General features: G+C 56.0%; 14 protein-coding genes. 1 reads left to right on the plus strand and 13 read right to left on the minus strand.

Translation table 11 applies throughout. The annotated features are described in order from the left end of the window. Window positions 1–22 precede the first annotated feature (22 nt). From emrB to UTM25_RS14375, 12 genes are all read right to left on the minus strand, one after another. Window positions 23–1,570, minus strand: coding sequence for a multidrug efflux MFS transporter permease subunit EmrB (gene emrB / locus UTM25_RS14320; RefSeq protein ID WP_194401177.1), 1,548 nt, complete (start codon window positions 1,568–1,570; stop codon window positions 23–25). Window positions 1,571–1,586: 16 nt separating this feature from the next. Next, complete coding sequence (gene emrA, locus UTM25_RS14325; RefSeq protein ID WP_194401176.1) at window positions 1,587–2,759, minus strand: multidrug efflux MFS transporter periplasmic adaptor subunit EmrA; 1,173 nt, start codon at window positions 2,757–2,759, stop codon at window positions 1,587–1,589. Window positions 2,760–2,885: 126 nt separating this feature from the next. Further along, entirely contained in the window at window positions 2,886–3,416 is a 531-nt protein-coding gene (mprA, locus tag UTM25_RS14330; RefSeq protein WP_320714918.1) for a transcriptional repressor MprA, read from the minus strand. A 313-nt stretch (window positions 3,417–3,729) separates the two neighbouring features. After that, the gene (locus UTM25_RS14335; protein ID WP_194401175.1) at window positions 3,730–4,914 is read right to left on the minus strand and encodes an MFS transporter; all 1,185 of its coding nucleotides are present in this window, start codon (window positions 4,912–4,914) and stop codon (window positions 3,730–3,732) included. Window positions 4,915–5,090: 176 nt separating this feature from the next. Further along, complete coding sequence (proX, locus tag UTM25_RS14340; protein ID WP_194401174.1) at window positions 5,091–6,086, minus strand: glycine betaine/L-proline ABC transporter substrate-binding protein ProX; 996 nt, start codon at window positions 6,084–6,086, stop codon at window positions 5,091–5,093. A 9-nt stretch (window positions 6,087–6,095) separates the two neighbouring features. After that, window positions 6,096–7,166, minus strand: coding sequence for a glycine betaine/L-proline ABC transporter permease ProW (proW, locus tag UTM25_RS14345; protein WP_194401173.1), 1,071 nt, complete (start codon window positions 7,164–7,166; stop codon window positions 6,096–6,098). Next, complete coding sequence (gene proV / locus UTM25_RS14350) at window positions 7,150–8,361, minus strand: glycine betaine/L-proline ABC transporter ATP-binding protein ProV (protein WP_194401172.1); 1,212 nt, start codon at window positions 8,359–8,361, stop codon at window positions 7,150–7,152. The genes proW and proV overlap by 17 nt, the downstream gene beginning before the upstream one ends. 331 nt (window positions 8,362–8,692) lie before the next feature. Next, window positions 8,693–9,652 (minus strand): class 1b ribonucleoside-diphosphate reductase subunit beta, encoded by a 960-nt coding sequence (gene nrdF, locus UTM25_RS14355; protein WP_194401171.1) that lies wholly within the window; start codon window positions 9,650–9,652, stop codon window positions 8,693–8,695. 9 nt (window positions 9,653–9,661) lie between these two features. Beyond that, window positions 9,662–11,806, minus strand: coding sequence for a class 1b ribonucleoside-diphosphate reductase subunit alpha (nrdE, locus tag UTM25_RS14360; protein WP_194401170.1), 2,145 nt, complete (start codon window positions 11,804–11,806; stop codon window positions 9,662–9,664). Further along, entirely contained in the window at window positions 11,779–12,189 is a 411-nt protein-coding gene (gene nrdI, locus UTM25_RS14365) for a class Ib ribonucleoside-diphosphate reductase assembly flavoprotein NrdI (protein WP_029742052.1), read from the minus strand. The genes nrdE and nrdI overlap by 28 nt, the downstream gene beginning before the upstream one ends. Further along, window positions 12,186–12,425, minus strand: a complete 240-nt coding sequence (gene nrdH, locus UTM25_RS14370) for a glutaredoxin-like protein NrdH (RefSeq protein ID WP_023308925.1) — start codon at window positions 12,423–12,425, stop codon at window positions 12,186–12,188. Before nrdH ends, nrdI begins: the two co-directional genes overlap by 4 nt. Before the next feature lie 243 nt (window positions 12,426–12,668). Beyond that, window positions 12,669–12,995 (minus strand): DUF883 domain-containing protein, encoded by a 327-nt coding sequence (locus UTM25_RS14375; protein ID WP_194401169.1) that lies wholly within the window; start codon window positions 12,993–12,995, stop codon window positions 12,669–12,671. Between the two features lie 160 nt (window positions 12,996–13,155). On the opposite strand from UTM25_RS14375, the gene UTM25_RS14380 reads away from it, so the two are divergent. After that, window positions 13,156–13,500 carry a DUF2002 family protein gene (locus tag UTM25_RS14380; RefSeq protein WP_023308923.1) on the plus strand — a complete coding sequence of 115 codons (345 nt, stop codon included), beginning with the start codon at window positions 13,156–13,158 and terminating at the stop codon, window positions 13,498–13,500. Window positions 13,501–13,532: 32 nt separating this feature from the next. On the opposite strand, the gene alaE is transcribed toward UTM25_RS14380, so the two are convergent. Continuing rightward, window positions 13,533–13,982 carry an L-alanine exporter AlaE gene (gene alaE, locus UTM25_RS14385; protein ID WP_194401168.1) on the minus strand — a complete coding sequence of 150 codons (450 nt, stop codon included), beginning with the start codon at window positions 13,980–13,982 and terminating at the stop codon, window positions 13,533–13,535. Window positions 13,983–14,383: the final 401 nt, after the last annotated feature.

Consider the following 14,383-nt stretch of genomic DNA (forward strand, 5'->3'; position numbering starts at 1 on the left):
GTCGCGTTCTGGACAACGAGAATTAGTGCGCGCCGCCGCCGCCGCTGCCGGCACCAAACGGTGGTTTAGCAAACCACACCAGCCCCAGCAGGACGATAAAGATCCCCGCCGATATCCAGAAAATCTCGTTGGCCGAGATAATCAGACCCTGGTTGGTGATCTGCTGGGCGATCCAGCCGGACGCCTGCTGCTCCGTCATGCCCATTCCCTGAAGCTGGTTGTACATCTCCCGGGAGTTCGGGTTGAACGGATTCACCGCTTCGGTCAGCTGGGCATGGTGCATTGATTCACGGTTCGTCCACAGGGTGGTGGTGATCGACGTACCAATCGAGCCCGCCAGCGTTCGCGTAAAGTTCGACAGGCTCGATGCCGCCGCCATTCGCTCAGGCGGTAAACCGGAAAGCGTGATGGTGGTCAGTGGCATAAAGAAACACGCCACGGCAAAGCCCTGAATAAACTGCGGCCACGCGGACGCGCCAAAGTCCATTCCCGGTTCGAACGTATACGCGCGCCAGTAGAAGCACACGGCGTACATGATAAAGCTGAACGTCACCAGCCGGCGCATGTCGAGCTTGTGGGCGAAGCGGCCAATAATCGGCGACAGCAGAACCGGAATCAATCCAACCGGCGCCGAGGCTAAACCTGCCCAGGTTGCGGTGTAGCCGTAAACCTCCTGCAACAGCTGCGGCAGCAGTACAATCGCGCCGAAGTAGAGCATGTAGGCGAGGCTGATACACAGACAGCCTATGGTGAAGTTTCGCGACTTAAACAGCGACAGGTCGACTATCGGGTTATCGTCCGTCAGCTCCCAGACAATCAGGAAGCTCAGCGACACCACCGCGACAATCGTCAGGATGATGATCTCCCTGGAGTTGAACCAGTCCAGCTCTTTGCCCTGGTCGAGCATGACCTGCAGGCTACCGATGCCGACAACCAGCAGTGCCAGACCAATGGCGTCGATACGCCGCTGTTCCGTCCGGGTTTCTCTGCCGCGCAGCGACTGGAGCGTCATCATTACCACGACGGCGCCAATCGGTACGTTGATGAAGAAGATCCAGCCCCAGTGATAGTTGTCGCTGATATAGCCGCCTAAGATAGGCCCGCAAATCGGCGCGACAATCACGGTCATTGACCACAGCGCCAGCGCAATCGAGCGCTTGGCGGGCGGGTAGTTGTTCAGCAGTAAACTCTGCGACAGCGGAATCAGCGGTCCGGCAACAATCCCCTGAATGACGCGGAAGAAAATCAGCATCGTCAGGCTGCTGGACATGCCGCACGCCCAGGAGGCAAGAACGAACAATACCGTCGACCAGAGGAACAGCTTCACTTCACCGACGCGCTTTGCCAGCCAGCCGGTAATCGGAATGGAGATGGCGTTTGCCACCCCAAAGGAGGTAATAACCCAGGTCCCCTGGCTCAGCGACGAGCCAAGGTTACCGGCGATAGTCGGGATCGCCACGTTTGCGATGGTGGAGTCCAGCACCTGCATGAATGTCGCCAGCGACAGCGCGATGGTCATAATGACCAGCTGCGCGCCTTCCAGCGGTTTTTGCGGCTTTTGCTGTTGCATAACGCTCACCTTCGGATTAACCGGCGTTTGCCTTCACTATGTCATCGATCAGCTTGTTGACCGGATCGAGGCTAATTTCACGGGCGTTACTTTCATAAGCCGGGCTGTTGCGCACCTGGCTTGCCAGGATCTGGCCGTCGCGGTTGGCGGTGTCGACCGTCACCAGCGTAGAGAGGCCGATACGCAGCGGGTGATCCGCCAGCTGTTTGGCATCCAGCTCAATACGCACGGGCAGACGCTGAACCACTTTGATCCAGTTACCGGTGGCGTTTTGCGCAGGCAACAGGGAGAAAGCGCTGCCGGTCCCCATGTCCAGACCAACCACTTTACCTGTGTACTTCACGTCATCGCCGTAGATGTCGCTGACAACCGTCGCGCTCTGGCCGATACGCATATGGGCAAGCTGCGTCTCTTTAAAGTTGGCGTCTACCCACAGATTGTCCGCCGGCACGACCGCCATCAGCGGCGTGGTTGGGCTAATCTGCGCCCCTGGCTGGACGGAACGACGGGAGACATAGCCGGTCATCGGACTGACGATTTTGGTACGCTGCAGGGCAAGCCACGCGTTGCGCACTTCGGTCGCCGCCTGCTGTACGGCAGGCTGGTTTTCCAGGCTGGTGCCCAGCACCATCGCCTGGTTGGCGTTGTACTGTTGAATGGCTACATCCAGCTGTGCCTGAGCGCTGGCAACGGCGTCGCGGGCGTGCTGCAGCTCTTCACGGCCAATCAGGTTGGCGGTGCCGAGCGGAACGCGGCGGTTCAGGTCGCTCTCCGCCTGCGCCAGCGCCGTTTTCTGCACGTCGATGTTGGCCTGCAGCTGTTTGCTGTTGATCATCAGCTGGCGGGTCTGACGGACGCTGGAGGCCAGCGCGGTCTGTGCTTTTTCAAACGCCTGCTGGGCGTCTGTTGGATCGAGGGTCACCAACACATCGCCTTTTTGCACAAAGTCGGTATTGTCAGCCCAGACTTTCGTCACGCTGCCTGACACCTGCGCCATAATTTGTACCTGGTTCCCTGCCACGTACGCGTCGTCAGTCTCTTCAGCATGACGCAGTACTAAAAACCAATAGATCCCATATGCCACGGCAATAATGATAAAGAGCAAGGTCAACAGAAGAAGGGCGCTCTTACGTTTGCCTTTCTTGTTGGCCGGTTGCTGCGGGGTAGTGCTCTCCGCATTTGCGCTCATTGTTGTTCTCCACGATCTTCTTATTTTCACATCGGCTGAGCCGACCTGTTGTCAGAAAGGCCAGCACTGTGACGTGCTGGCCTGTCGGTTTTCTTATGAATCTGGAATGGTGAGCGTGTCGTCGCGTTAGCGCAGCGCCTCAAGAACGGCGCCGTCTTCATCCATCTGGTCCAGACGGGTGAGCAGCTTGCGAGTGATGTGCTCAAGCTGGTCGCGCTCGGCGGTGCTGAGGGCAGACCAGAGTTTGTGCAGGCAATTGTGCTGAGGTGGCAGCACCTCGCGCAGGAACTGGTGACCTTTATCGGTCAGTTGCAGATGCAGGCAGCGGCGATCGTTGTCGCTTTCACGGCGCTCAATCCAGCCGCGCTTTTCGAGTTCATCGGCAATTCGGGTCGCATTGGTACGGGAGGAGCCCAGCGCGCAGCTCAGTTCGGAAGGCTGAATGCTGTGATTTTCCTGAGACTCCAGCGTAATCAACGCCATAAACAACGTCTCGTTAATCCCTTGAGCTTTCAGCATTTTATTACGGTTTTCCAGTAGCTTACCCTGCACGTGCATGCACAGGCGAGTCAGCAGGATTTCCTGATACGGGAAGTCCTCATGGCGACTGGCGCGGAATTTAAGCATTTGTTCAATGGGCGTAAACGAACTATCCATTTGGGCATAACCTCATTAATTACAGCCGATATAGTAACGATAGTGACAAATAATGTAAATGAATTATTTGTGCGGTTATATCCGCCAAACTTATGTCACCATCAGAAAGCGCCGGGTAAGTCCGTGACCCGGTGAGCACAGAAAGCGTAGGGTGTGAACCCGCTGAAGAGAGGATGTGAGGACGGGGGTCTGAACTATTCATGCCGATTGTAAATATGTCACCCACATTAAAATTTCTGGGATAAATGATTACGTTTACATTAACAGAGTGAAGGGCCTCTTAACACCCTAAGAGGCCAACTCAATGTAAATGTTAGTTAATTGCATCCTGACGGTGATAACCGTGCCACCATACTAGCAGGTTGAGGGTGGCGACGATGGCCCCGATCGCGCATACCCCCGACCAGCCCGCATGCTGCCACGCCGACGCTGAAATAAGCGAACCCGCCGCGCCGCCGATGAAGTAGCTGGTCATGTATCCGGCCGTCAGGCGGTTACGCGCCTCTGGCTTCACGCGATAGATGACGGTCTGATTGGTGATATGAACGCCCTGAACGGTGAGATCGAGCACCAGGATACCGACAATCAGCGCCAGCACCGAGATGTGTCCGTACCAGATCGCCGCCCAGGAGAGCAGAAGTAAAACAAGCCCTGCGGAGGTGGTCAGGTGGGATTTGCCCTTGTCGGCCAGCCCGCCAGCGGGGCGTGCGCCCAGCGCGCCTGCGGCACCGGCCAGGCCGAACAGGCCGATCACCCCTTCGGAATAATTGAACGGCGGCGCGGCCAGCAGAAACGCCATCGACGTCCAGAGAATGCTGAAGTTAGCGAAGGTGAAACAGCCCAGCAGAGCGCGAGTGCGCAGAAGCTTGTCCTGGGTGAACAGGCTGAAAACGGAGGCCAGCAGCTGAGGATAGTTCAGGTGGTTTTCCTGCTTCACCTTTGGCAGCCCGCGCCACAGCGCCAGCGCCATAATGACCATCAGCACGCTCGCCACCCAGTATACGGTGCGCCAGCCGCCGAGGCTTGCCAGCAGCCCGGCAACGGTACGCGCCAGCAAAATCCCCAGCAGCAGGCCGCTCATGATGGTGCCCACCACCTTGCCGCGTTTTTCCGGAGAGGCGAGGGTCGCGGCGAGCGGAACCAGGATTTGCGCCACCACGGAGAACAGCCCCGTTAGCGCGGTACCGATAATCATCATCGTCAGCGACTGGCTGCTGGCGGTGATCAGCATCCCACCGGCGGCCAGAAGCGTCATGGAGACGATCAGCATTCGGCGTTCAAACATATCGCCGAGCGGCACCAGGAACAGCAGCCCGGCGGCATAGCCTAGCTGTGCAGCGGTGACGATAAAGCCTGCGGAGCTGGCGGAGAGATTGAACGCGCGGGCGATGGTGTCGAGAAGAGGCTGCGCGTAATAGTTGCTGGCGACCGCCAGACCCGTTGCCACGGACATTAAAAGGATGAGTGCGGGGCTAAGCCCTTGAGTTGTTTTTGTCATTAGTTTCAGGAATCGTTAGTTGAGTGATTATTTTTCCGGAAACCATAATAGCTAATGATTGTTAATAGCGGGGGATTGTTGGGTGATGTATTGTGCGGTTTAGGGGGATTGTGTGGTTTGATCCTCTCACCCCGGCCCTCTCCCAAGGAGAGAGGGTTAGGGTGAGGGAAAATATTTTACTTCTGCGCCTCAAGCGCCTCTTTCACCCAGCCGTCAAACTGCTGCTGGTGGGCTTTGATCCAGCCGTCCACGTGGCCTTTGACATCCGTTTCAGACGATTTGCCCGCATGCATCATCGCGTTCTGGGCATTGATGTCCGCCAGCGGCAGCTTCATTACCGAGAACAGCTTCGCCGCCGCCGGGTTTTTCTCCGCCCAGGCTTTGTTGGCCACGATATGCATGGTGTTCACCGGGAAGCCGTAGTTCATGCCGTTCGGCAGTTTGGTGTCGATATCCTTCTGCTCGCCCGGAAGGGAGGAGAACGGCACCTGCAGCCACACCACGTCTTTGCCCGGCTTCAGCACGTCGCTTACCCAGTACGGCGTCCAGGTGTAGTAGATCACCGGTTTACCCTCTTTGAAGCGGGCAATGGTGTCGGCCATCATCGCGGAGTAGTTGCCGTGGCTCACGTCGACCGTTTTCGCCAGATCGAAAGCTTTGTTCTGGTGGTTAATCACCGCTTCACAGCCCCAGCCCGGCGAGCAGCCCATCATGTCGGCTTTGCCGTCACCGTTGGTGTCAAACAGTTTGGCGATCTTCGGATCTTTCAGCTGTTCAATGTTGGTGATGTGGTACTTATCGGCGGTTTTCTTGTCGATCAGATACCCCTGCGCCGCACCCGTCACGAAGGTGCCTTCGCGATAGAATTTCTTGTCGCCACCGGCGGCGGCATACATGTCGTCGTGCAGCGGCTGCCAGTTCACCGCGGTAAAGGTGGCGTCACCGGAGGCAATCGACGTGTAGCCTACGTTGTAGTCCACTTCGCTCGGCGTGTTAACCGTGTAGCCCAGCTTCTCCAGCGCGCGGCTGACGATCAGGGTCTGGAAGCTCTCTTCTGAAATGGTGCTCTGCACCGGCTGTACGGTAATGCCTTTGCCAGGCAGGTCAGCCGCAAACGCGCTGGTGGAGACAAGGGTGGCAAACGCTGTGGCAAAAAGTACGTTATGTCGCATCGTTGTTCCTTATTTTGATTTCGTGAAAGGGCGGGTGAGTAACCCGACAGGGCCGGTGGTATACCAGCGACGGTTGCCGCGACTGCGTGAATCACGACCGACGGCCTGAGTCAGGCGGTCAAGGATAATGGCGAGGATCACAATGCCGACGCCGCCGACGGTGGCCAGCCCCATATCGAGACGGCCAATGCCGCGCAGCACCATCTGGCCCAGACCGCCAACGGCGATCATCGAGGCGATCACCACCATAGACAGGGCCAGCATCAGCGTCTGGTTAACGCCCGCCATGATGGTTGGCATCGCCAGCGGGAGCTGAACCTTAAACAGCATCTGGCGCGGGCTGGCGCCGAACGAGCGTGACGCTTCGATCAGGTCCGCAGGCACCTGGTTAATCCCCAGAATGGTCAGACGAATAATTGGCGGCAGGGCGAAGATAATGGTCACCACCACGCCCGGCACGTTGCCGATGCCGAACAGCATTACGATAGGCACCAGATAGACGAATGCCGGGGTGGTCTGCATCGCATCCAGCAGCGGACGAATAATCTTCGCCGCCCGCGGGCTGCGTGCCAGCCAGATCCCCATCGGCAGGCCGATGACAACGCAGAAGAGGAGGGCGGTCAGCACCAGCGCCAGGGTGATCATCGCCTGCGACCACGCCCCAATCGCGCCGATGGCAATCAGCGAAATCAGCGTGGCGACTCCCATCCCTGCGCTGCCGAACTGCCAGGCGATCAGGGAGAACAGGATAATCGCCACCGGCGCCGGCATGCCCAGCATTAGCTGCTGGAAGCCGTTCAGGATGTAATCCACCGGGACGCGGATCCCCTGGAAGACCGGACGGAAGTGGGTGACCACCCAGTCGATCCCCTCCGTGACCCAGCTGTCCAGCGGGATCAGCGTTTTGTGGAACGGATCCATGATGTTGAAGTGCTCTGGCGCAGGCGCGGGTGCGCTGTTGAGCCAGTCTGCCGCGCCGCCGCCATCGGTCGGCGCTGGCGTGGAACCCCACGCGTCGGTGGATTGCGCAGCGCTGTCCGCTGCCTCAGTGGCGCCCCACGGGTTAGATTGATCGGTCATTGTTTGCCCCCTCGCGATCTAAAGCCTGCAGCAGCATCCGTTTTGAGATGATGCCGACGTACTGTTGTTCTTCACCCACGACCGGCACAGCGCATGGCGCCTGCCCTACATGAGAGAGCAACTCGCTGAGCGGCGTTTCGGCGTCCACGGCAAGCGGAGCGTCAAGTAACGCCGCATCGATTCCCTGGCTCTCAGTGAGAGCCGTTTTCAGGGAGTCGATGGAGACAATGCCAACAAATTTATTGCCGCGTTCAACCAGATATCCGTATTCACGGTCTTCGTCCTGCAGCAGCTTAAGCGCGGAGCGCGGGCCGAAGCCTGGCGTTTTACGGATAATGCCGTTTGGCGTTCGACGAGCAATATCTTTGGCGCTAAAGACCTGGCTAATATCCACGCCGCGGAAGAAGGTGCGGACATAATCATTCGCCGGATTATTGAGAATTTCATCCGGCGTGCCGACCTGGACCACCTCACCGTTTTGCATAATGGCAATACGGTCGCCAATACGCATGGCTTCATCCAGATCGTGGGAAATAAAGACAATGGTTCGCTGATGTTTAGCCTGTAATTTTACCAGCTCGTCCTGCATCTCGGTGCGAATTAACGGATCGAGGGCGGAGAAGGCTTCATCCATTAATAATATGTCTGGATTAATGGCTAATGCGCGGGCTAATCCCACGCGTTGACGCATACCGCCGGAAAGTTCATCCGGGTACGCATGCGCATAATTTTCCAGCCCGACCTGACGCAGCGCATCAAGGGCTTTTTCCTGACGTTCCTGAGCCGGCGTGCCGGCTAATTCCATGCCGAAAGCGGTATTATCCAGCACCCTCATGTGCGGCATCAGCGCGAATGACTGGAACACCATTGCAATCTTCTTTCTGCGCACCTCGCGAAGCTCTGCGTCTGATATTCTGGCGATATCCACGCCGTCAATCAGCACCTGCCCGCGGGTGGGTTCAATCAGGCGATTGAGAAGGCGAACCATAGTGGATTTACCCGAACCGGATAATCCCATGATGACAAAAATCTCGCCTTCTTCAATGGCCAGACTGGCGTCTTTAACGCCAAGCGATAGCCCGGTTTTTTCCAGAATTTGCTCTTTCGTAAGGCCTTTCTCAATATATTTGAATGCGCGCTGCGGATGCTCGCCAAATACTTTATAAAGATTTTTCACTTCTAATTTAATTGCCATGCAATAGAGAGTGTCCTGTTATTTGTTTATGCCGATATGATTACCATGGTAAATTGTTAACGGGCATAACCCTAACATACTGAGAATCTGAGACAACCCTGAGTCGGGATGAAGGCAAAATTTTGACGTAAGCGAAACGGCTGAATTTCCCATGAATAAAGGGCTGAGGGCGATTTGAATTTTTCTCAATTTTTTGCTGCTGCATCGGGAAATTTCGCCTGAACCGGAATGATTCAGGCGAATATGACGTGGAAATTACAGTGTAGTTGTTTTGTAAATATTAGAGAGAGAGTTGTTGGGTTTATATTAAATTAACGAACGTTAGCGTTCATCAAAAATCCCAGTCTTCATCCTCGGTTTCCACCGCTTTGCCCATCACGTACGATGAGCCCGATCCCGAGAAGAAATCGTGGTTTTCGTCGGCGTTGGGCGACAGCGCGGCCAGAATCGCCGGGTTCACCTCCGCCATCTCCGGCGGGAACAGCGCGTCGTAACCCAGGTTCATCAGCGCCTTGTTGGCGTTGTAGCAGAGGAAGGCCTTCACGTCGTCCTCCCAGCCGGTGCCGGCGTAGAGTTCCTCGGTATAGCTCAGCTCGTTGTCGTACAGATCCATCAGCAAATCGAGCGCAAAGTCTTTAAGCTCCTCGCGCTTCGCCTCGCTGACTTTCTCCAGCCCTTTCTGATACTTATAGCCAATGTAATACCCGTGCACCGCTTCATCACGAATGATGAGCCGAATCAAATCGGCGGTGTTGGTGAGCTTGCCCCGGCTCGACCAGTACATGGGCAGCCAGAAGCCGGAATAAAAGAGGAAAGATTCCAGGAACACGCTGGCGACCTTCTTCTTCAGCGGCTCGTCGGCGCGGTAATATTCCAGAACCAGCTCTGCCTTTCTCTGTAGTGACTCGCTCTCTTCGCTCCAGGTATAGGCGGCGTCCACGTCTTTGGTCTGGCACAGGGTCGAGAAAATAGAGCTGTAGGAGCGGGCATGCACCGCCTCCATAAAGCTGATGTTCGACATCACCGCCTCTTCGTGCGGCGTCAGCGCGTCGCTCATCAGAGCCGGAGCACCAACGGTATTCTGAATGGTGTCCAGCAGCGTCAGGCCGGTAAAGACGCGGATCGTCAGCTGCTGCTCGGCGTGACCGAGCGTTTGCCAGGCCGGAATATCGTTGGAGAGCGGGACCTTTTCCGGCAGCCAGAAGTTGCTGGTCAGGCGGTTCCATACCTCCAGGTCTTTATCGTCCTGGATTTTGTTCCAGTTAACGGCACTCACGCGTGACAGTTTCATCCTTTCTCCTTACAGCGCGCAGGATACGCAGCCTTCAATTTCGGTGCCTTCCAGCGCAAGCTGGCGCAGGCGAATGTAGTAGAGCGTTTTGATGCCTTTCTTCCAGGCGTAGATTTGCGCTCTGTTGATATCCCGCGTGGTGGCGGTGTCCGGGAAGAACAGCGTCAGCGACAGCCCCTGATCCACATGTTTTGTCGCCTCGGCGTAGGTATCGATGATTTTCTCCGGGCCGATCTCATACGCATCCTGATAGAGCGCCAGGTTCTCATTGGTCATAAACGGGGCAGGGTAGTAAACGCGCCCGGTTTTACCTTCCTTACGAATTTCAATTTTCGATACGATCGGGTGAATGCTCGACGTGGCGTGGTTGATGTAGGAAATCGATCCGGTCGGCGGGACGGCCTGCAGGTTCTGGTTATAAATGCCGTAGCGCATCACGTCGTCACGCAGCTGCTGCCACATTTCGCGCGTCGGCAGGGTAATCCCCGCGCGGGCAAACAGTTCGCGTACTTTTTCGGTTTTCGGCTGCCAGTCGCCTTCCAGATACTGGCTGAAATATTCCCCGCTGGCGTAGCGGGACTGCTCAAAGCCGGCGAACCGCTGGCTGCGTTCGCGCGCCAGCATCATTGAGGTGTGCAGCGCGTGCCAGGTAATGGTGTAGAAATAGAGGTTGGTGAAATCCAGCCCTTCCGAACTGCCGTAGGCGATGCCTTCCCGCGCCAGATAGCCGTGCAGGTTCATCTGCCCCAGACCGATGGCGTGCGACGCGGCGTTGCCCGCTTCAATAGACGGTACGCTGCGGATGTGGCTCATGTCCGACACCGCCGTCAGCCCGCGGATGGCGGTCTCCACCGTGCGGCCAAAGTCCGGGGAATCCATGGTGTGGGCAATATTCAGCGACCCGAGGTTGCAGGAGATATCCTTGCCGATGTCCGCGTAGTCCAGGTTCTCGTCGTAGGCTGACGCGCTGTTGACCTGCAAAATCTCCGAGCACAGGTTGCTCATGTTGATACGCCCGGCAATCGGGTTCGCGCGGTTCACCGTATCCTCAAACATGATGTACGGATAGCCGGACTCAAACTGGATCTCCGCAAGCCGCTGGAAGAAATCGCGGGCGTTGATGGTCTTTTTGCGAATGCGATCGTCGGCCACCAGTTCGTCATAAAGTTCGCTGATGGCCACGTCGCCAAACGCTTTGCCATAAATACGCTCAATATCGTACGGCGAGAAGAGCGCCATATCGGCATTCTCCCTGGCCAGCTTAAAGGTGATGTCCGGGATCACCACGCCGAGCGACAGGGTTTTTATGCGGATTTTTTCGTCGGCGTTTTCGCGCTTGGTATCGAGAAAGCGCAGGATGTCCGGGTGGTGCGCGTGCAGGTAAACCGCCCCCGCGCCCTGGCGTGCGCCAAGCTGGTTGGCATAGGAGAAGGCATCTTCCAGCATCTTCATCACCGGGATCACGCCGGAGGACTGGTTTTCTATGCGCTTGATCGGAGCGCCCGCTTCACGCAGGTTAGAGAGCAGAAACGCCACGCCGCCGCCGCGTTTGGAAAGCTGCAGCGCCGAGTTCACCGCGCGGCCAATCGACTCCATATTGTCTTCGATACGCAGCAGGAAACAGGAGACCAGCTCGCCGCGCTGGGCTTTGCCGCAGTTGAGAAAGGTCGGCGTGGCGGGCTGGAAGCGTCCGGAGAGGATCTCGTCGGCGAGCTGCTCCGCCAGCGCTTCATCACCCTGCGCCAGCGTCAGCGCCACCATCACCACGCGATCTTCAAAGCTCTCTAAGTAGCGCTTGCCGTCAAAGGTCTTCAGCGTGTAGCTGGTGTAATACTTCCACGCGCCGAGGAAGGTCTGGAAACGAAAGCCGCTGGCGTGGGCGCGTTCAAACAGCTTCACCACAAAGGCGCGGTCGTAGCGGGTGAGCGTGCGCGCGTCGTAGTAGCCCTCGTTCACCAGATAGTCGAGACGTTCATTCTGGCTCGCAAACGTCACGCTGTTGGGCCGCACGTGGGCGGCAAAAAAGGCATCCACCGCCTCACGATCTTTATCGAACTGGATGCGCCCCTCCCGATCGTAGAGGTTAAGCATGGCGTTTAATGCGTGGTAATCCGGCGTCGCCTGAATCACCCGTTCTGCGGTTGTCGTTGCCAAAATTCGTTCACTCCTTTACGCACGTTTTCGACGTCCTGCTGCGTCCCCATCAGCTCAAAACGATAGAGATACGGCACGCCGCATTTTTGAGAAATAACATCCCCGGCGCGGCCAAAGGCATCGCCGAAATTGCGATTCCCCGCCGCGATAACGCCGCGGATTAGCCCGCGGTTGTGAGGATCGTTCAGAAAGCGGATCACCTGACGAGGCACGGCTCCTGCCGTACCGCCGCCGCCATAGCTGGGCACCACCAGAATGTAAGGTTCCTCTACCCGGATCCGCTCCCGCTCGTTCAGCGGAATGCGCACCGCAGGCAGCCCGACGCGCTCAATAAAGCGGAGCGTGTTTTCCGAGCTGCTGGAGAAGTAGACCAGCCCGCTCATGCACGTGTGGCCTGAGCGCTCAGGCGGTTAATCATGTCCGGGCGGAAGCCGGACCAGCTTGTCTCCCCGGCGACCACCACCGGAAGCTGACGAAAACCCTGCTTGCGCAGGGTATCTGCGGCCTCGGGGACCTGGTCAACATTCACCATTTCAAACGCCACGCCGCGGCTTTCCATTGCCCGTTTTGTCGCGTGACACTGAACACAATCGTTACGAGTGTAAATAATAATGCTCATGATTCGTATTTCCATTTAAAGTGAGGGTGCGGCGCGAATCATCGCGTCGGGTTGTGTGTATCTTGCTAAAAGGAATACTAGATGTAGTTGTCTTAAGTTTCAACCATACAAGATATGGGAAATTTAGATTAATATCGCCCCTGTGATGAGCACAGCGGGGCAGGGCAGGCTGTACGGGTTTTTCAGGCTAACGGGCATAAAAAAGCCCCGGCGCCTGAGGCTACCGGGGCAGAGAACGCGGGATTATTTACGCAGGCTGAGCAGGGCACCGACGAAGATACCGACCGCTGCGACGGTTCCCAGAGTACATAGCGGTTTTTCACGCACGAAGGTCGTAGCACAGCTTGCCATATCGCAGGCAGCCTGCGTGGCGCGTGAACGTCCGTTCATACGGGCGCGAGTTTCACGGAGCAGAGACTGAGCCTTACGCTTTGCGGCATCCGCTTCGTCCTTCGCGTCACTTCCCCAGGACTTCAGCACCTCTTCCAGCGTGTCCGCTAATTGGCTGACATCATTACGAATATCCTGAGCGTCGCCATTAATATCGTTTCGGTTCGGTCTGTTAAACATACGATCCTCCGTAATTTTGTGTTCCCGTTCAGTTTAGTTCAGAAATTTAATATCTGAAGCGCATCACGCGTTATCCGGCAGTTTATGGACTATTCTGAAAGCCCTGCTATTGCTGAATACTGTAAGGTTGCCGGGCAGGAAAAGATAACGAGGAAAAGATATGTATTTACGACCTGACGAGGTGGCACGCGTTCTTGAAAAAGAGGGATTCACCATGGATGAGGTAACGCCAAAAGCGTATGGATATCGCCGCGGCGAGAATTATGTTTATGTTAATCGCGAAGCAAGAATGGGACGTACCGCTCTCATTATTCACCCGACGCTGAAAGACAGAAGTCTGTCATTTGCTGAGCCTGCCTCGGATATTAAAACCTGCGATCATTATCAGCAATTTCCGCTCTATTTAGGCGGTGAACGGCATGAGCATTATGGTATTCCGCACGGTTTCAGTTCGCGTATGGCGCTGGAGCGATTTTTGAAGGGACTGTTTGGCGACGTACAGTAAATCCGCGACTGGCGTGCGCCAGTCGCTTCACATCACGCTTTTGCCTGGCTGTACTGGCTGACCTTAAACAGGCGGCGGCAGTAGTCGAGGAAATAGCCGTAAACGGCTCCCATCAACATCGAAATCACAATATTCGAACTGACCGCCGCAGCGATCTGGTGCCAGTCTGCACCGACTGTCAGGAGAATGGCCACGTAAACCGGCGACTGGAACGTCACATACGCCAGAACGTCCGCCAGGTTTTTCACCCAGCCTGCGGGGCTGAAACGACGTGCGAAACGCATTACCGCATCGCGGTATAATCCGTACGGCCATGCAATAATAATATTGACCGGGATCGCCACCAGACGAGAAGAAAGTGACTGCTCGAAGGACATTCCGGAGAGGAATATTTCGATCAGCATGTTCACGACGGAACAGTAAACAACCATCGCGAAAGTATCCGCCACCGCGTGGCGCAGGCGAGATTGCGGCGAGAACATGTCTGAACTCCTTGAGAAGAACACAAAAGAAACGATTTTCCTTCAGCGGTTAGTGCTTTAGGTTGGTTTGTTTGACGTGTATAGCGTATATCTCTAAGTTTAAACTAACAACTAGTGATTAATTTTTATTTAATCGCCTTTTGTCCACAAAATTCTCTAAAGTTGTTTGTTTTTTGTTCCGATCGTTATAATCTGTCTCGTTTGATGGTTTTCGCTTTAAAATCAATGAGTTGATTTCGTTAGTGGCGAAAGTCAGGAATCCTCCACCTGAAGCGGCGCAGTATGCTGTAATTTGGATTAAAGTTGGCCATTTATATTAATGGAGTGATTGGATTCATCGGTGTCCTGTCAGCACCTTGCGCTATTATTAACAGTGAGTTCTAGATATATTTACACTGATG

The organism is Enterobacter sp. 61D5 (genome assembly GCF_034107965.1).
GTDB lineage: Bacteria > Pseudomonadota > Gammaproteobacteria > Enterobacterales > Enterobacteriaceae > Enterobacter > Enterobacter cloacae_M.